At 56.4% G+C, this 18,231-nt stretch carries 11 protein-coding genes and 4 riboswitches; of the genes, 6 read left to right on the plus strand and 5 right to left on the minus strand.

The annotated features are described in order from the left end of the window. The first annotated feature begins 471 nt into the window (after positions 1-471). On the plus strand, positions 472-1,068 hold the full coding sequence (locus M6689_RS14955) for a PEP-CTERM sorting domain-containing protein (RefSeq protein WP_298273264.1): 597 nt from the start codon (positions 472-474) through the stop codon (positions 1,066-1,068). A 57-nt stretch (positions 1,069-1,125) separates the two neighbouring features. Here the strand turns inward: M6689_RS14955 and M6689_RS14960 are convergent, their stop codons facing one another. Together M6689_RS14960 and M6689_RS14965 are read right to left on the minus strand one after the other, a co-directional pair. Beyond that, a complete protein-coding gene (locus M6689_RS14960) occupies positions 1,126-2,256 on the minus strand; it encodes a glycosyltransferase family 2 protein (RefSeq protein WP_298273265.1) in 1,131 nt (376 codons plus the stop codon). A 13-nt stretch (positions 2,257-2,269) separates the two neighbouring features. Beyond that, entirely contained in the window at positions 2,270-3,421 is a 1,152-nt protein-coding gene (locus M6689_RS14965) for a glycosyltransferase (protein ID WP_298273267.1), read from the minus strand. Positions 3,422-3,692: 271 nt separating this feature from the next. Next, positions 3,693-3,769, plus strand: a riboswitch (cyclic di-GMP riboswitch). A gap of 132 nt (positions 3,770-3,901) precedes the next feature. Continuing rightward, positions 3,902-3,988, plus strand: a riboswitch (cyclic di-GMP riboswitch). A gap of 123 nt (positions 3,989-4,111) precedes the next feature. Between M6689_RS14965 and M6689_RS14970 the strand changes: the two genes are divergently transcribed. The 5 genes from M6689_RS14970 to prsR all read left to right on the plus strand — a co-directional run bounded on the left by M6689_RS14970 (position 4,112) and on the right by prsR (position 13,850). Further along, positions 4,112-7,273, plus strand: a complete 3,162-nt coding sequence (locus tag M6689_RS14970; protein WP_298273268.1) for an Ig-like domain-containing protein — start codon at positions 4,112-4,114, stop codon at positions 7,271-7,273. A gap of 95 nt (positions 7,274-7,368) precedes the next feature. Next, a riboswitch (cyclic di-GMP riboswitch) is annotated at positions 7,369-7,445 on the plus strand. Between the two features lie 127 nt (positions 7,446-7,572). Beyond that, a riboswitch (cyclic di-GMP riboswitch) is annotated at positions 7,573-7,658 on the plus strand. Positions 7,659-7,783: 125 nt separating this feature from the next. Beyond that, on the plus strand, positions 7,784-8,899 hold the full coding sequence (locus tag M6689_RS14975) for an Ig-like domain-containing protein (protein ID WP_298273270.1): 1,116 nt from the start codon (positions 7,784-7,786) through the stop codon (positions 8,897-8,899). Positions 8,900-9,088: 189 nt separating this feature from the next. After that, the gene (locus tag M6689_RS14980) at positions 9,089-10,375 is read left to right on the plus strand and encodes a nucleotide sugar dehydrogenase (RefSeq protein WP_298273272.1); all 1,287 of its coding nucleotides are present in this window, start codon (positions 9,089-9,091) and stop codon (positions 10,373-10,375) included. A 28-nt stretch (positions 10,376-10,403) separates the two neighbouring features. Then, on the plus strand, positions 10,404-12,461 hold the full coding sequence (prsK, locus tag M6689_RS14985) for an XrtA/PEP-CTERM system histidine kinase PrsK (protein ID WP_298273274.1): 2,058 nt from the start codon (positions 10,404-10,406) through the stop codon (positions 12,459-12,461). An 18-nt stretch (positions 12,462-12,479) separates the two neighbouring features. Further along, positions 12,480-13,850 (plus strand): PEP-CTERM-box response regulator transcription factor, encoded by a 1,371-nt coding sequence (prsR, locus tag M6689_RS14990; RefSeq protein WP_298273275.1) that lies wholly within the window; start codon positions 12,480-12,482, stop codon positions 13,848-13,850. Here prsR and M6689_RS14995 read toward each other — a convergent pair. From M6689_RS14995 to M6689_RS15005, 3 genes are all read right to left on the minus strand, one after another. Beyond that, positions 13,798-16,095: an HD domain-containing phosphohydrolase gene (locus M6689_RS14995; RefSeq protein WP_298273277.1), complete on the minus strand. Its 2,298-nt coding sequence runs from the start codon at positions 16,093-16,095 to the stop codon at positions 13,798-13,800. The genes prsR and M6689_RS14995 overlap by 53 nt on opposite strands. Before the next feature lie 264 nt (positions 16,096-16,359). Further along, on the minus strand, positions 16,360-16,890 hold the full coding sequence (locus M6689_RS15000) for a tetratricopeptide repeat protein (protein ID WP_298273279.1): 531 nt from the start codon (positions 16,888-16,890) through the stop codon (positions 16,360-16,362). Further along, on the minus strand, positions 16,887-18,155 hold the full coding sequence (locus M6689_RS15005; protein WP_298273281.1) for a diguanylate cyclase: 1,269 nt from the start codon (positions 18,153-18,155) through the stop codon (positions 16,887-16,889). Before M6689_RS15005 ends, M6689_RS15000 begins: the two co-directional genes overlap by 4 nt. Positions 18,156-18,231 lie beyond the last annotated feature (76 nt).

Raw genomic sequence — 18,231 nt, forward strand, 5'->3', positions numbered from 1 at the left:
CATTCTCGCGAATGGTTTAGTATTATCGTGTACCAGCTATTTCCAGCAAAGAACTTATCCGCTTATACCCCAATAAAATAATAAAGTCAATGTTCTCGTTAGATTTCGCAGGGAAAGCAGTTCGGTGCGTGACACTGATGACCGTCCGGCGGCAGCATGAAGGCAGTTCAGGCTTCGAGAGGGCAACTATTCGCGAGGCCCGTTGAAAGCTATACAACGTGCTTGAAAGTTTGCAAGACGCTGATATGATTATGAACACATATTTTGTAACAGTTCTCTAACGTTTGTAAGACGTTTACCCTGTCAACTAATCCGATATTTTTGTCGGAATATTTTACGCGAACTTCGATGGTTTGACAGCACGGCGAGTTAAAACGCACGCTAAAATAAATGGTTGATTTCTGGCATATGATATGTATTGGGAAATTGGCAATAACGACTTTTTGAACCAGCATGCAGAGGAGTCCATTTATGAAAAAGCCAACGACCCTGATCGCCACTGCTGCATTGCTTTTGTTGACCACAGGCATTGCCAGGGCAATACTGATCGACATCAACAATTCGAGCGGCCATGTCATTTACGATGACGTAAATAACCAGTACTGGGCCTGGGACCTGACGGCATTTTCGAACCAGACCTATCAGCAACAATTGGCCACGATTCAAACCGATTACGACGACTCGGCCTATTTCGGCATTACCAACTGGCACCTGGCCAGTTTCGCAGAAATGGTGGGCCTGTTGGCCGGGCCGAATCAGGCTTATCTAAACCTGTTCAATCCCACCAAGCAGCAGGATACCCCAGTTCCAGTTTGGAGTGGTCGGTATGATTTGGCCTTAAATCCCGGAATGCATTATGGTGGTGTTTATTACGTCCCGTTTCCCGGCTACAATGGTGTCAATGTGGAGAGGCTAGATTCGCTGTTCATCTCTGACAGCACTTCGCTTTCGACGTATGGTGCCTGGGTCACGGCCTCGGCACCGGTCCCTGAGCCTGCCACTTTGCTGCTGCTGGGAACCGGCATTGCGGGGATGGCAGGGATGCGCATTTTCAGGAGGAAAACGTAGGTTGTTTCAGTTTGTCATCGACAAGGGAGGCAGGGCGATAATCGGCCCTGCCTTTTTTCATCTCTCCGACGGTGCCCACATAACCATCCTCTTGCCCCCGATGTAGCGCCACCACGCAACAAGAATGGCTGCGTTGACCGTAACGAAATACAGGGGAATCTTCAACACGGCATGGGATGGGGGCGACTTTGCCAACCACCCACCGACGGCGGTACCGTAAAAGGCAAGGTGCAAAAGCAGGAGCACCGAGTACCCGACGGAATCCAGGCTTAACGCCGCATTAGCCGCCAAGGCGGCAAGCAGGAAGAGGGGCACCAGCCACCGGAGCAGCTTGTGGCAGAAATACTGGTAGGAAAAAAGGCCGTACCGTAAAGGATTAAGAAATTCGAGGTTGCGGAAAAAGACCGTCAACCCCCTGAGGACGGTACGTACTTTGCGATCAAATTCGCGTTTGCTGTCGGAGATGTCTTGGTAATAGCCGATGGTGTCGGAATCGCTTACACCCCGCAGTCCCAGCCTCATGCTGTTCAAGACCGTCCTGAAGTCACTCTGCATCTCCCCGGAGAAATCGCGACATACCTCCCTGCGCGCGGCAAAAAAAGACCCACTGAGGCCAACCAGCGAGTTCACCTGCGACTCCAGATCCCGCAGCCACATTTCGTACCTGACGTAAAACCCCTCGCCGCAGGGCTTCCCGTCGCGGCCGATGACCCGGTCGACGCTGCTCACGCACCCCACCGATGGATCGGCGAAGTTGGCGATGATCTCTTTGAGCCCATGGGGCTCGATGAAGGTGGCCACGTCGGAGAACACGATCACTTCGCCGGTGGCGTGGAGCACCGCGTCTTTTTGCGCACTCTCCTTGCCCCGGCGTTCCGGAAAGGCGAGAAGCTCGATGCCGTGGTGGGCATAACTCCGAACAACGTCGTTGGTGTTGTCGGTGGAGCCGTCGGAGGCAACCAGCACCTGCAGTCTTTCCCGGGGGTAGTCTAGGACGATAGTGTTCTCGAGCTTGTCCCTGATCCTGCGTTCTTCGTTGCAGGCGGTTATGATCAGGGTTGCGGGCGGTTCGAAGGGGGCCTTTGTCACCGTTTTCCTCCTGAAGTAGCGAAGGAGGCGGAGGGTCAACGGATAACCGAAGTAGGCGTGGAAGACCAGAAAAAGGGATGCGGCGAAAATATATTCCATAAAAGCTCCTGTCTTATCCACTAAGGACTTGATTCGAAACCATTTTCCGGGTTTCCCGCAGGTAAAGCCGGTAATACCCCTCAGCCATCTTCTCCGCGGAAAAGCACCGTTCAGCCTTCTCTCTGGCGGCCCGCGCCATCCCCATCCGTTTTTCAGGGTTGTTCCTCAAATACAGGCATTTTTCGGCAAAATCACTTGGCTCGCGGCTGCCGATCAGGAAGCCCTCCGCCCTGTCGTCGATGATCTCGACTATCCCCCCAACCGCGGGAGCGATCACGGGAAGCCCGTGGGCCAAAGCTTCGAGAATGGTCATGGGAATACCTTCGTGGACGGAGGTGTTAAGGTAGAGGTCAAGCCCACGATAGAAACTGCCCATATCGTCCTGGTGTCCTTTGAGGATAAAGCCTGCGCTGAGCCCATGGCTCTGGACGAGGGTCTGGAGGGCGGGCATGCCGGGGCCATTCCCCGCCAGTTCGAACCGGATGTCCTCTGGGCCGCCGGCGGCGACAGTTCGCGCGATCTCGACCATGAGCGGGTAATCCTTGACCGGGAAGAGGCGGCCCGATGAGCCGATCACGAATGGCCCGGCTTTTCCCCCGGAAGCAGAGGGGTAGGGGGGTAACTCTATGCCGTTGTGTATGACCTCGACCTTATCGTTCCGGAATCCGAAGCGGCCGATCAGGGCGTTGCGCATGTCCTGCGAGACGGCCACCGTGGTGAAAAAACGGGAAAGCGCCAGGAAGTTTGTCCGGGTTATGAGCCGCTGGGTGATGCCCGGCTTCTTTTCGTGGAATTCGGGGAGCCCGTGCTGGGTGGAAACCAGCCTTATGCCGCGAGAGCATCCGGAGATCAGGAGTGCGAGGAGGTTTTCCTTGTAGCGGTGGGAGTGGATGATATCCGGGGTATTGCTGCCGATGAGCCTTCGCGTTTCTCGAAGTATCTCCCGAAAGGAATGCAGACTTTCATCAATAACGTGGACGGCCAGGCCGCCGGCCCGCAATTCCCCCGCGAGCCTTCCTTCGTTGAGGAGAACGACGGAAAGATCCAGGTCGTCATACTCCTTCAGACGTCTGAGCAGGTTGCACGCCATGGTTTCGGCGCCGGCCCAGAGATCTCCGGAGATAAAGTGGATAACCTTGAGTCTTGAATGAATAGAGCTCTTCACAGGTGTTTGCTCACTTTGGAATTCATTTGTAATTTTAAAAATATAACATATGAGCTTTCAAAGAAAAGGGACTCTTCCTACATGGTGTATCTGGAGTGACACGCGGCTGTTACCGATTGTGTGTGAAGGGTTGATCTGTCTGGAATTCAGACAGAAGTATGGTGTCGTTCGGTATACAGCATACATTTTTTTATTGACTTAAGTAATGATGTCGGGTAGAAGGTAGCGCGTGTTTTTGCTCTGAGCAAATTCAGCAATAAAAACAATTGGTATACGATAATACTCAACCATCCGTGAGGATGGGGCGGAAAGCCTACAGGGTCTCACTGAGACAGCCGGGTTGCCGAAATGCCCTGATTACCAGGTGTTGAGGCCCCGGCTTTCTTTATTCCGGGATATGAAACAAGGTTCTAGTGATATGAATCACAGACTAAAGGAGCGTTTTAAGCGATAGGTACATCAAAAGAGAAAGCAGTGCTGTTTCCGAAGGGGTAAACCCAGGGTAACCTGGGGGCACAAAGCTACGGGTCCTGATGCCTGGGAAATTGGGATAGCCGGGTTGGCGAGAAACAGGTTCCTCCATTGGTCTGTTGTACGACGGAGGGCTGTTTCTTTTTTTTTGCTCGCGAAGCGTGTCGAAGCGATCAAAGAAAAAGGCAATCACAACCAAACATCCAAAGGAGCCAGTTTATGAAACCCCGAATTTTCAAAACACTACTATTTACTTGGTTACTCGGTATTGCTAGTGTTTCTGTCAGCCATGCAAGAGACGTGACCTTGCAGTGGAATGCCAGTACGGACCCCTCCGTGGCAGGTTACAAAGTCTATTACAATGCCGACTCTGCAGTCACACCTTTCAAGGGGACAGGAGCGGTCCAAGGTCCGGCACCGGTAGATGCCAAGAAGGTGACAAGTGCCACCTTGAACGGACTTGACCCCAACCGGTCCTACTATTTTGCGGTTACCGCCTACAACGCCTCGGGAACGGAGAGCTCTTATTCCAACGTCGCCAACGTCCTTGAAGCGGTCGCGCCCACGGTTTCGATCACATCTCCCGCCTCAAGTACCTCGGCAAGTGGAACGGTTTCGGTCACCGCCAGCGCCACCGACAATGTCGGGGTGACGAAAGTAGAGTTCTATGTGAACGGTGCCCTCGCCGCCACCGACACGTCGACGCCGTACGTATATTCGTGGAACACCACTACGCTCACATCCGGGGCATATACACTGATGACCAAGGCGTACGATGCGGCCGGCAACGTTGGGCAGTCGAGCAACGTATCCGTAACGGTCGTGAATGACAAAACCGCACCCACGGTATCCCTGACGGCACCCGGCAGCGGCGCCACGGTGGGCGGAACGACGACCTTGACCGCCAGCGCCAGCGACAACGTCGGGGTGACCAAGGTCGAGTTTTACGTAAACGGAGCGCTATTGAGCGCGACAAACGTTGCCCCGTACAGCTACAGCTGGAATACGACTGCGCTAACAAACGGTGCTTACACTCTGACTGCGAAGGCGTACGACAACGCCGGCAACGTGGGGCAATCCGCAAGTATACCGGTGACGGTCAACAATATCGTGGCGGATACCACCAAACCGACCGTTTCCGTGACCGCTCCGGCCAACAACGCCACCGTCAGCGGGACCGCGTCAATTTCCGCCAGCGCCAGCGACAACGTCGGGGTGACCAAGGTCGAGCTCTACGTAAACGGCGCATTGCAAGCCACTGATACCGCATCCCCCTACACTTTCAGTTGGAACACGACAGCGGTTGCCAACGGCAGCTATACCCTGAGCGCCAAGGCCTACGATGCAGCCGGCAACGTCGGTCAGTCGGCCAATGCAAGCGTCACCGTCAACAATGCGACAACGCCGCCACCGTCGGGGAGCACCACTGCCATTTTCGGCAACAGCTTCGGCGCAACCAACCCCAACACGATCGAAGATACCTTCATCAACATCAACAGCGACATCAACGCGGCAAATACGGCCCTCAACACCTACACCTGGCCGGCGAACACCCCGGCCAACGCGATCCTGATGAAGTGGGACCTCTCGGCCCTGCCGGCCAGCGCCCAGATCCAGAGCGCCACCCTCTACCTCTACCAGACGGGGAGCGGCGGCGACAGCTCGTACGCGATGCCGGTGTCCGAGGTGATCAACAAGACCCCGGTCATCTCTAAAACCACCGGCTATACCTACGATGGGACCAACGCCTGGACGGCGAGCAGCATCCCCTACGGTGGCATCCCCCTGGCACAGTCCGACATCGCCGCCGCCGTCGATACCCCGCTTGTCGACGCGACCCTCGGGTACAAGAGCTGGAACGTGACGAACATCGTCAAGGGCTGGGTGGCGAACCCGGGGAACAACCGGGGTCTGCTGCTGGACTCCTCGAACAAGGCCACGGCGGACAGCTACCGTACCTTCGCCTCCAGCGAGGCCGCCGACACCAACCAGAGGCCGAAACTCGTGGTGACCTATACCCTGGCGCCGGCCTCTGACACCACGGCACCCACGGTTGCGATCACCGCTCCGGCCAACAGTGCAACGGTAAGCGGATCCCAGACCATTACCGCATCTGCCACCGACAACGTCGGGGTAGCCAAGGTGGAGTTCTACGTGAACGGGGCACTGAAAGCCACCGACACCGCCGCTCCCTATACCTTCAGCTGGAACACGACCAGCGTGGCAAACGGCGCCTACACCCTCACCGCCAAGGCGTACGACGCGGCGGGCAATGTGGGGCAATCCTCAATAGTCTCCGTCACGGTTAATAATGACACCACGCTACCTGTCGTCTTAATCACCTCGCCGGTGGCCAGCACCACGGTCAGCGGCACCTCTGCTGTCTCCGCTTACGCCAGCGATAATATCGGGGTAGCCAAGGTGGAGTTCTACGTAAACGGAACACTGCAGGCCACTAGCACCGCCTTACCCTACACTTTCAACTGGAATACGACGGCAGTGGCAAATGGTGCCTACACCCTCACTGCCAAGGCCTATGACGCAGCAGGGAACGTAGGGCAGTCGACAAATGTTTCGGTGACGGTGAACAATGTTGCGGCAGATACCACGAAACCGACCGTCTCTGTGACCGCTCCGGCCAGCAACGCCAAGGTCAGCGGGACCGCATCGGTCACCGTGAGCGCCAGCGACAACGTCGGGGTAGCCAAGGTGGAGTTCTACGTGAACGGGGCACTGCAGGGAACCGACGCCGCCGCTCCCTATACCTTCAGCTGGAACACGACCGCGGTTGCCGACGGCGCCTACACCCTCACCGCCAAGGCCTATGACGCCGCTAACAATGTGGGGCAGTCGTCAGCAGTATCGGTCACGGTAAGCAACGCTACCATTCCCTCGACTGTTTCCCTCTGGTCCAGCTCCGTGGTTCCTGGGGTAGTGGACAGTGGGCCTGACAGCCCCGTGGAGCTGGGGGTCAAATTCCGCTCCGACGTAAGCGGCTATATTACCGGCATCCGCTTCTACAAGGCGAGCACCAACACCGGTACCCATGTGGCCAACCTCTGGACGAGCACCGGCACCAAGCTGGCCACTGCTACCTTCACCAACGAGACTGCCTCCGGGTGGCAGCAGGTAAACTTCTCAACTCCGGTGGCCATTAGCGCCAACACGGTCTACGTGGCTTCCTACCACACCAACGCGGGCCACTACAGTGACGATCAGTATTACTTCTCTGGTAAAGGTAGGGACAATGCGCCGCTCCACGCCCTGGCCGACGGGGTTTCCGGTGTCAATGGCGTGTACGCCTATGGCAACACCAGCAACTTCCCCAACCAGGGCTGGAACAGCTCCAATTACTGGGTAGATGTGGTCTTTAAACCTTGATAATAGTGAGTGTATTGAATTTTGAGTTGACATCGTGGATGTTATCAAGTAGAAAATGCCGCTAGTTTTTTCACAAGAATGAAATAAGCAGCGGTAGACGATAATACTCAACCATCCGCGAGGGTGGGGCGGAAAGCCTACAGGGTCTCACTGAGACAGCCGGGTTGCCGAAATGCCACAAAAGGTATTGAGGCCCCGGCTTTTTTTATTGCCGGCTAATAATCTGATTTATGTGACATGAATCACACACCAAAGGAGCTTGTTCAACGATAAATGCATCATAAGTGACAGTATTGCTGTTTCCGAAGAGGTAAACCCAGGGTAACCTGGGGGCACAAAGCTGCGGGTCCTGATGCTGGGAAATCAGGATAGCCGGGTCGACGAGAAACAGGTCCCTCCATTTGTCCATAGTGACTGCGGGAGGGCTGTTTCTTTTTTTTTGCTTGCAAGGCGTTGTCGTAAGCGATCAAGAGAAAAGACCTGATTGACGAGATGTAAAGGAGCCAGATTATGAAGAAACGAAATTACGATATTTTTCTGTTTACCATTATTGCATGCATCCTCACCGTTACGGCCAGCTTTGCCAGAGATGTGACGCTTCAATGGAATCCGGTATCGGACGGTTCCGTAACGGGGTACAAAGTTTACTACAATGTCGACTCGTCGGGCACTCCCTTCAATGGAGCCGGAGCTGTCCAGGGAACATCACCGGTAGATACCAGGAATGTGACATCTGCCACCCTGACCGGACTCGACCCCAGCCGATCGTATTATTTTGCGGTTACTGCCTATAACGCATCGGGCGTGGAAAGCTCTTATTCCAACGTTGTGAGCGTTGCGGAGGCAGTTCCACCCACCGTCACCATTACTTCTCCCGGAGCAAATTCCACCATTTCCGGCACGACGTCAGTCGCGATAAACGCCAATGACAACGTGGGCGTTACGAAAGTCGAGCTGTATGTCGACGGCAATCTTGCGGGGACCGATACCGCCACTCCGTATAGTGTGAGCCTAAACACATCAACCCTTGCGGTGGGCACCCACACCCTCTTGGCCAAGGCATACGATGCCGCCGGCAACGTGGGGCAATCATCCATCGTTTCCGTGACCGTTGCCAATGACACCACGCCTCCTGTAACTACCATAACATCTCCTGCGAACGGTTCCGCTGTCAGCGGCATGACGACGGTCAGTATAGCGGCGACAGATAATATCGGCGTTTCCAAGGTGGAGCTGTATTTGAACGGAACTCTGTTCGCGACATATGGATCAGCCCCCTTCGATATCAGCTGGGATACGACAAAATATGCGAACGGCTCCTATACCCTGACAGCGAAGGCATACGATGCATCTGGCAATGTATCCAGTGCCCAGGTTCAGGTTACTCTGGCTCCCAAAATAGGAAGTGTCGGAACCGTTAAAGGAGACATGAACGGAGATGGCATAATTACAGTCGCTGATGCCATTATTGCTCTTAAACAAATGATGTCTGCCAATCCAAACAGCAATACCAATGCGGATGTATACCCGCTAGACGTTAACGCAAAGCCCTCCGGCAATGGTGTTGTTGATATCAATGACATCCTGACAATTTTGAAGCGGTCAATAGGTTCGTTGTCGTGGTAAAATTTCTTTTTTAACAGGTTCTGCCGTTCATATCCGAGCCGTGCTCCAGTGCAACAAGAGAGCACGGCTTTTTTTGTCCATATGCTCGGACGGATTGGTGGAGCCGGATCATTTTGTTGCTATCTTCCGCAGGAGTTGTAAAATATATCGACAAATGTGTTCCATCTATTTCAATTAAAGGGGATTTTTATGGCGTTGGATCGTATGGTTGCGGTCGTCGGTCTCGGTTATGTCGGTCTTCCCGTTGCCGTGGCCTTCGGCAAGGTCGGCAGGGCGATAGGCTTCGACATCAATCCGACCCGGATTGCGGAGCTCAGAGAAGGGAATGACCGCACCGGCGAGGTGTCAGCGGCGGATCTCAAAGAAGCGGACATTCTCTACACCGCTTCCATCGACGATTTGCGGGGGGCCGATTTCCACATCGTGGCGGTGCCGACGCCGGTGAGCGAGGCGAACCAGCCCGACCTGACCCTCATGTTCAAGGCGTCCGAGACCGTCGGCAGGGCGCTGAAGCCCGGCGATATCGTGGTGTACGAGTCGACGGTGTATCCCGGCGTCACCGAGGAGGAGTGCGTTCCCATCCTGGAGAGGGTTTCGGGACTCAAGTGCGGCAGGGATTTCACGGTAGGTTACAGCCCCGAGCGGATCAACCCGGGGGACAGGGAGCACACCTTCACGAAGATCAGGAAGGTGGTGTCGGGCCAGGATGCGGAAACTCTCGACGTGGTGGCCCGGGTCTACGAGTCGGTGGTGACTGCCGGCGTGTTCCGTGCCACGAGCATCAAGGTTGCGGAGGCGGCGAAGGTGATCGAAAACACCCAGCGCGACCTGAACATCGCCCTCATGAACGAACTTGCGCTCATCTTCGACCGGCTCGGCATCGACACGAACGATGTGCTCGAGGCGGCGGGAACCAAATGGAATTTTCTCAAGTTCAGGCCCGGGCTCGTGGGAGGGCACTGCATCGGAGTCGATCCCTATTATCTCACCCACAAGGCGGAGAAGATCGGTTACATCCCCCAGGTGATTCTCGCCGGCAGGCGTATCAATGACGGGATGGGGAAGTTCGTAGCCCAGCGGGCGGTGAAGGAGATGGTCCATGCGGGACATTGTATCCTCGGTAGCACGGTGACGGTGCTAGGCCTCACCTTCAAGGAGGACTGCCCCGATCTGCGCAACTCCCGGGTGATCGACATCATCCGCGAATTGCAGGATTACGGAATCAACGTGCAGGTCCACGATCCCCTCGCCGACCCCGACGAGGCACTGCACGAGTACGGAGTGAAGCCTGTACCGTTTGAAGAGCTCAGGCCTGCCGCCGGAGTGGTTGTCGCGGTGGCGCACCGGCAGTTCCGCTCCCTGGAGGTTGCCGACCTGAAAAGGCTCATGGGTGAGGCGCCCGTACTCGTCGATGTCAAGGGAATCTACGATCCCGCCGCGGTTTGCTCGACGGGAATCAGGTTCTGGAGGCTCTGAACCGACCGCGTAAAGGCAGGAACCGGCCATGGTGCAGGTTATTATCTCAACGATCGCGATTTTTCTGGCGTTGGTCTGGTGCGTTTGCGCCGTCTGGCGAAGCGGCCGGTCGTTTGCCACCTATTCGGCCCTGGCCGCCGTTCTTGGTTCCGCTGCCCTGGAGGCGTGCGATCTCCTGGTGATTCTCTTTCCATCGGAGGCTTTCATCTGGAAGCGCTACGTCCTGGTGGCTGAATCGTTTCTGCCCGCGGTCTGGCTCTTTTTCAGCCTCACCCACGCCCGGGAACTGGGGAGGCGTTTCGCCCCCCTTTCCCAGCGGCTCTTCCTTGTGTTCACTCTGACGTTCCCCACCGCTGTCGCGGCGCTTCCGACCGCTTCGTTCTTCTATTCCCCCGATTTTTCCGCCGAGCGGGTCCTTTTTCTTTCCAATGCCGGTTTCTCCTTTTACGTGGGACTGCTCATCTACTTCGTGATTGCCCTCGTGAATCTCGAAGCAACGTACCGCGGAGCGTCGCTGGCGTCCCGGTGGCGGATCAAGTTCGATTTCATCGGTGCGGTCAGTTATCTGTCGGTGCTGGTCTTCTATTACAGTCAGGCGCTGCTCTATCGAACCATCAACATGAATCTGATGCCTGTTCGTTCGGCCATGTTCGCTCTGGCGCTTGCCATGATGTTCTACTCGCTCCTCGTCCGGGGAGGGGGGGTGAGAATTGCCGTTTCGCGGAGCATGGCGTACAAGTCGGTGGTCCTGGTGGCGGTGGGGGTTTACCTGATTGCGCTCGGGCTCCTCGGCGAGGGGCTCAAGTACTTCGGGGAGTCGGGGCAGCGGGCCTTGGCGGTGGCGCTGGCATTTGTCGCCGGGATCGGCCTGCTGGTGCTGTTTCTGTCTGAAACGGCGAAGCGCAAGATCAAGGTTTTTCTTCACAAGAACTTCTACCAGAGCAAGTACGATTATCGTACCCAGTGGCTTCAGTTCACCGATCGCCTGACCGCTGCCAAGACCGGCGGCGAGCTTATGGAGGCGGTCCTCCTCGGCTACTGCGAGATCTTCGCCATGGGATGCGGTGCGCTCTTCGTGCGGGCCGGGGAAGGGGGAGGTTTTCGCTGGGCCAGCGGGGTGGGGATGTCCCGGCCCGAGCTCTTCCTTGGGGCCCACGAGCCGGTCCTCGGTCCCCTGGAGGAGCGTTCGTGGGTCGCGGACCTCAGGGATGAAGAGAAGCGGTTCAATGATCCCGCCATCGAGACCGGGCTGACCGGGGAGGGCGTAATCTTCCTGATTCCGCTGCTCGGCACCGGTCCCCTCGAAGGGATTGTCGCCCTGGGGCGTCCCGTCGATCCCGAGGAGAGATACCTCTACGAGGATTTCGACCTTATGAAGACCATGGGGCGCCAGGCCGCTTCAGCCCTGCAGAACCTGCGGCTGGCTGATGAGCTTCTGCAGGTCAAGGAATTGGAGGTGATGGGGAAGATCTCGGCGTTCATCCTCCATGATCTCAAGAATCTGGTCTATACCCTGTCGCTCACCGTGGACAATGCCGAGGAACATATCGGGGATCCCGAGTTCCAGGACGATATGCTTGCCACCCTCTCCAATACGGTCGGCCGGATGAAACTTCTTATTTCAAAGCTGAGCAACCTGCCGGACAAGCTCTCCCTGAAACCTGAGCCGGTCGATCTGCTGCTGCTGGTCGCCGAGGTAAAGAACCTGATTGCCGGAGGAGGGGAGGTTGCCGTTGCAGGCGACCACGTATCAGTCCCGGTTGACAGGGAAGAGATTCAGAAGGTCGTGCTAAACCTGATCGTCAATGCACTGGAGGCGACGGGGGGGAACGGTCCGGTCACGGTGATGGTGGGAGAGGGGAGCGGCCCCTTCATCCGGGTCGCGGACCAAGGATGCGGTATTGCCGAGGATTTCCTGCGCAAGGATCTCTTTGCTCCGTTCAGAACCACGAAGAAGAAAGGGCTCGGGATCGGCCTGTATCAGTGCAGGCAGATTGTAGAAGCCCATGGCGGGCGGATCGAGGTGGAGAGTCTCCTCGGGGAGGGGACGACCTTCACCGTGTGGCTGCAGTTTCAACCTGATTAATAACGAGCGGGGATATCCATGGATAAATTGCTTATCGTCGATGACAACGAAGACATCCGCAAGCAGCTCAAATGGGGGATAGGGAAGGAATATTCCCTCATCATGGCGGCCGATGCCCGGGAGGCGCTTGAAGTTTTTCGCAGACAGAACCCCCGGGTCGTAACCCTCGACCTCGGTCTTCCTCCCCAGGAAGAGAGCTCTGAGGAGGGATTTCGCTGTCTGGAGGAGATGCTCCAGATCGCCCCCGAAGTGAAGGTCATCGTCATCACGGGGAGCGACGAGAAAGAGAACGCCGTCAGGGCGGTTCAGATGGGGGCCTACGACTTCTATCAAAAACCGATCGACCTGAACGAACTGAAGGTGATCGTCAAGCGGGCATTTCACCTCCAGACGCTGGAAGACGAGAATCGCCGGCTTCAGGATGCCCTGGAGGGGAGCGAAAGCGATATTAAGGGGATTATCGGCCATTGTCCGGAGATGCAGCTTGTCTTCTCCACCATCCGGAAGGTGGCGGCTTCGGACATCTCGGTCCTCGTGTTCGGCGAGAGCGGCACCGGCAAGGAGCTGGTGGCCCGGGCGATTCACGCCGTGAGCCTTCGCTGCAACGGTCCGTTCATACCGATAAACTGCGGGGCCATTCCGGAGAACCTCCTGGAGTCGGAGCTCTTCGGACATGAAAAGGGTGCTTTCACCGGGGCCCATACCCGCATCCAGGGGAAGGTGGAATATGCCCACAGGGGGACCCTTTTCCTCGACGAGATCGGTGAGCTTCCCCCGAGTCTGCAGGTGAAGCTGCTCCGGTTCCTGCAGGAAAAAGTGATCCAGCGGCTAGGGGGGAGGGAGAACATCCCGGTCGACGCACGGATTGTTGCCGCTACCAATATCGACATCTCGCGGGCCATGGAAGAGGGGACATTCCGCGAAGACCTCTATTACCGCATCGGGGTCGTGACCATCACGCTTCCTCCGCTGCGGAAACGGGGCGATGACCTGATGCTGCTCGCGAACCTGTTCCTCAAGCGCTTTGCGAATGATTATAAAAAGAGAATCAAGGTGTTCAGCCCGGCAGCGCGGGAATTCATGACGGCCTATTCATGGCCGGGGAACGTGCGCGAGTTGGAGAACAAGGTGCAGCGGGCGGTATTGATGGCATCTTCGCCGGTCATCGAGCCCGATGATCTCGGGTTCGCCGGGCGGCCTGCGGCAGTGAAGGGGGGGACATATTCCGAAGCGACGACCCTGCGGGAGGCGCGGGACCGGGTAGAGCGGGACATGATCCAGGGGGCGATCACGAACAACAAGGGGAATATCGCAAAGGCGGCCGAGGAGTTGGGAATCAGCAGGCCGACCCTCTATGACTTATTGAAGAAACACGGCGTAAGCGTTTGATCTTGACGGGTGCGGGGGCCTTTTCCTCCTTACGAGGTCCGTTGATAATCGTCGCGAGAACGGCAACGATGCGGGGATCGTAGAAGGTCCCGGCCCCTTTCTCCAGTTGCTTTATGGCTTCCCCGGAGCGGACCCCGGAACGGTAGGGTCTGTTGCTTGTGAGGGCACAGTAGGAGTCGACGACGGCAAGTACGCGTGAAACAAGCGGGATATCCTCTCCCGCGAGCCCGTCCGGGTAACCCTTGCCGTCGAATCGCTCGTGGTGGTGCAGAATCCCGCGCTTTACCTCTTCCGAGAATTCGAACGAATCGAGGAGCCCCAAAGTGGTGAAGGGGTGAACTCTCAGGGTGCTCCGCTCCGCAGGGAGGAGCGCCTCCTTCTTGTTCAGCGTCCCATCTCCCAGCAGCACAAGTCCCAGATCATAGATCATCGAGGCGTAAAGTGCGTCCCTCCGCACATCTTCGCTCATCCCGAGGCGTCTGACGATCTCGGCCGTCAGCTCCGGAAGGAACGGGTCTTTCTTGTGATAGCGTTTCTCCGCCGTAATGAGGCTGTCGAGGGAGGTCACCAGGTGCCGATAGTCGTCTTCGCGTTGTTCGTCGGCCTGAAGCCTTTCGATGAAGTACGAGAGTCGGTCTCCCAGACGCGACGCGATGTCGAAGTCGTGGGAGGTAAAAGGGGCGGAAGATCGTTTGTTGTTCAGGTTCAAGACCCCGATCACCCTGTCGTCTGCCTTGAGCGGCAGGGAGATCAGAGATTTCGTGGTGTACTGGGGAATGCTTCTGCGGCCGAAGCGTGGGTCTGTCTCGATATCGTCGATGAAGAGGGGTTTACCTTCAAGCGCTACCCAGCCGGCAATCCGTTCTCCGGGCCTCACCCGTGTCTGTTTGATCAGAAAATCGTCGAGGCCCCGGGCGCTCTTGATGACGAGATCGCCGGAAATTTCGTCGCAAAGCATTATCGAGCAGGTATTCAGGTCAAGAACCTCGGCGATGAACTCAAGAAACATGTCGATGGTAGTGGTGAGGACCGCTTTCGCTTTCTGGCGTGCACTCTTGGGTATCGCAAGGGAGACCGTCATCCCGGACGGCGCGTTGTCGGTGGTCAGGTCCCACCGGTGGAGGTCGACAACCTTACGAGCGAGGTAAAGTTTCAGCTTTTCATCGGGATAATCGCTTTGGAACAGATGATTCGAGCTGAACAGGAAGGGGAGGATGTTGTCGGGAAGTCTCCGGGGTAGACGGATTGCCACGTCGACTTGATCGTTCTCGCTGACGGAGACCGTGATCGTGTCACCCCGTTCGAGGAAGTGGCTGAGTCCCTCGATCATGTTCATGAAAAACTGGACGACGCGTATCCTGTCCCCGACAATGTCCGGCACGTCATCTGCGCTCGTCACCTCTACCGCTATACCCTTGCGTGACAGAAGGATTTGAAGGCTCTTTGACGCAACTACCTCTTTGAGGAGATCCCTGAGGCTCACGACGGTCTTGTTCATGATCATCGTCTCGTCTTCGAAACGCAGGAAATCGAGCTGGTTCTCGACGATGGCAGTCAGTTTGTCCGTCTCGCCGCTAATGATGTCGTAGAAGTCCAGCTGTTCGTGATGGCTGAGCCGTTCCGACTGCTGCAGGTAATAGACGGAACCTTTGATGGAATTGAGGGGGGTCCGCAGTTCGTGCGATACCCTGGTTATGAACTCCGTCTTGACCATGTCGCTCTCGATCAGTTTCCGATTGATTCCCTCAAGCTCCGCCGCCTTGTAACGGAGCTGGTTGACCAGCATGGCATTTTCCAGTGCGATGGCCGACTGATTGGCGATGATCTTGACCAGGGAAAATTCGTCCTCGGTGAACGGAGAACCGTCGAGCTTGTCGTTGATGTTGAGGACGCCGAGCAGTTTGTTCTTGCTGACGATGGGGCAGGAGATGAATGACCTGGTTTTATAACGATCATGGGTCATGCCGTGGAACTGGGCTTCATTTGCGATGTCTTCCACAAGAACGGCGGTCCGGTTTAGCGCCACCACTCCCGCAATCCCTTCTCCTATCTTTGCACGATAGCTCTTCTGAAAAAGCGGATCCACTCCGCGGCCTGCCAGGATGGTGAGCTCATCGCGCTCGTTGAGGAGCATCAGCGAGCCCTTTTCCGCTTCGGTGTAATTCACTGCAAGGTCAAGCATCAGGTTGGCTATCGCGTTGATGTTGTCGGTAACCACCAGGGCGGTGGAAATCTCCTGGAGCATGGAAAATTTCTTTTCGAAAAGACGAAGGTTGTTGGCTAGCTGGATCATTGGGTCCCTGTCCGCCTGATCTATCCGGAAATGTACGGCGATACGGTGATTGGTTTGTGTTGGCAGCAATTAACGTGCCATAGTTTGTGTGGGGATTGTGCGAGTAAAAACTGGCGCTTAGAGCAGGGGGAGAACGACTGACAGGAGAAAGTGGAAAATATTGCCGAAAGAGAGGGGGGGTAGTGTCGGAAAAGTTGACAGTCGAGGCTCGGTCCGTTACGGCTTGGTCTTTTTCTCCAACTCGACGTCGAGGATCTTTAGCTTCTCGATGTTCAGGCGCAGTTCCTTGTTCTCACGGGTCAGGGAGAGGTTCACGTCCTTGAGTGACTTGATCTGGCGGCGAAGTTCGGTTGATGCCTGGAGACGGCTGGGGAACTCCGTCAGAAAGCTGGCAAGGGGGGCCGCCTGGGCGGTCCAGATGCTGGAGGGGAATTCCTTGCGGAGACGCTCCAGGAGATTCGCCGCCTGAGTGAACTCTTCACGGTCGAAATCTTCCGGTATTGTCAGGAGCGCAAGGCGGAAAAGGGCCTCGTCGGTTACTCCCTTGATCTTTTTTGCCGCGACCACTGCCCTGAGCTGTCTGACAGCGCCGTCGGTGTCGCCTTTCAGCAGCAAGGTCCGGGCCGTTTCGAGGCGTTCTTCCTGGAGGGAGCGCTGCCGCTGCAGTTCGATGGTTTTCTGAAGGGTGGTGCACGCGGTCATGGTGCCAAGCATGGCAGCGATAAGAAGGAGACGAGCTGTCTTCATCGGGGAGTTTGCCTCCGATTGATCAGGTAGGTGCTGCCCGGCGATTTTTTCAGGAGATCCTTGATGTCGGCCGCCGTTTTGGCGACGTCGACGGCGGAACGGTAGTCTCCTCCCCCAGAGACGACAACAGCGATCGATATGGTCATGATGGGAAAGGTTCGAGAGATGCCGTATCGGTCAACCCCTTCGATCGCCCCTTTTGCAAGATCTTCCTTGCTGTAATGTTTACGAATGAAGGTGTCGAATCGGGCAATGACCTCTTCGCAGACCGGGGTTGCCATGTCGGAGGCTACAACCATCACGAAATCATCCCCGCCGACGTGGCCGACGAAGGCGTTTCCTCCCGCCACCTCCTTGACAGTTTCGTGAATCAGTTCTGCAGTCAATTTTATCACTTCGCTGGCTTTTATGTAGCCGTAGCGGTCATTAAAAGCCTTGAAATTGTCGAGGTCGGCGTAACAGACGGCAAATGGCTCGTTGGTCTGAAGCCGCTTGTTCAACACGCGCTCGATGGCAATGTTGCCCGGAAGTCGGGTGAGGGGGCTTGCGTCGAGGCTGATCTGCTCCAATTCACGAAGTTTTCTTCCCATCCGGATGAAATCTTCGGAAAGCGATCCGATTTCGTCCCCCCGTGGAATCTGCGGATCGTAACCGAAATCCCCCTCTGCGATACGATGCATCCCCTTTTTCAGCTTCCTGAGGGCGGTGGAGATGGTATGGACGGTCAACATGGCCACCGTGAGGGCGAGGATGATGCCCGAGAACGAGAGGATGAGGCTGAATCTGACGGTATCCGCTTCGCGCTGGTCTGCATCGGCAAGCTTGTCCGCAAGGAGTTTTCTGCGTGAGGAGGAGAACTCGTCGATGGCACTCATGACTGCATCCGCCTCGCTCTTGGCGGGAAGTTCGTCCTTGCCGCCGGCGCGGAAGACACGCTCGATCTCCTTGCGGTAACGCTCGTATGCCTGGACGATGGCGCGGAAATTGCCGTTGTTGTCCCGCCTGCCGACTTCGCCGAGAAGGGTGAGGAACTCTCCCTGCCGCTTGCCGTACAGATCCAGGAATTCGTCGCTCTTGAGGATGACGTATTTCCCGGCGAATCGCTCCTGGGCAAGCATCAGTTCCCGGAGTTTGCCGGCCGTATTGATAGCGAAGAGGTCGGAACGTGCGATATCCTTGGCCGTTCGGTTGAGGGAATAAAGGCCGATCATGGAGTAGACGAGGGATGCCGTGACGAAGAAAAGCATCGCAGCGTAACTTGCCATCAGTTTCTGGACTATGGTGAAACGTTTGTTTTTCGGTTTGTCTTTCACGCGCTCTGCTTTCGTAGCCTTCGCTTCA

Source organism: Geobacter sp. (assembly GCF_027327745.1).
Lineage (GTDB): Bacteria > Desulfobacterota > Desulfuromonadia > Geobacterales > Geobacteraceae > Geobacter.

Coding starts and splice junctions, on each gene's coding strand:
- M6689_RS14955 (WP_298273264.1), top strand. CDS start 472: ATGAAAAAGCCAACGACCCTGATCGCCACTGCTGCATTGCTTTTGTTG.
- M6689_RS14960 (WP_298273265.1), bottom strand. CDS start 2,256: ATGGAATATATTTTCGCCGCATCCCTTTTTCTGGTCTTCCACGCCTAC.
- M6689_RS14970 (WP_298273268.1), top strand. CDS start 4,112: ATGAAACCCCGAATTTTCAAAACACTACTATTTACTTGGTTACTCGGT.
- M6689_RS14975 (WP_298273270.1), top strand. CDS start 7,784: ATGAAGAAACGAAATTACGATATTTTTCTGTTTACCATTATTGCATGC.
- M6689_RS14980 (WP_298273272.1), top strand. CDS start 9,089: ATGGCGTTGGATCGTATGGTTGCGGTCGTCGGTCTCGGTTATGTCGGT.
- prsK (WP_298273274.1), top strand. CDS start 10,404: ATGGTGCAGGTTATTATCTCAACGATCGCGATTTTTCTGGCGTTGGTC.
- prsR (WP_298273275.1), top strand. CDS start 12,480: ATGGATAAATTGCTTATCGTCGATGACAACGAAGACATCCGCAAGCAG.
- M6689_RS14995 (WP_298273277.1), bottom strand. CDS start 16,095: ATGCTCCAGGAGATTTCCACCGCCCTGGTGGTTACCGACAACATCAAC.
- M6689_RS15000 (WP_298273279.1), bottom strand. CDS start 16,890: ATGAAGACAGCTCGTCTCCTTCTTATCGCTGCCATGCTTGGCACCATG.
- M6689_RS15005 (WP_298273281.1), bottom strand. CDS start 18,155: ATGGCAAGTTACGCTGCGATGCTTTTCTTCGTCACGGCATCCCTCGTC.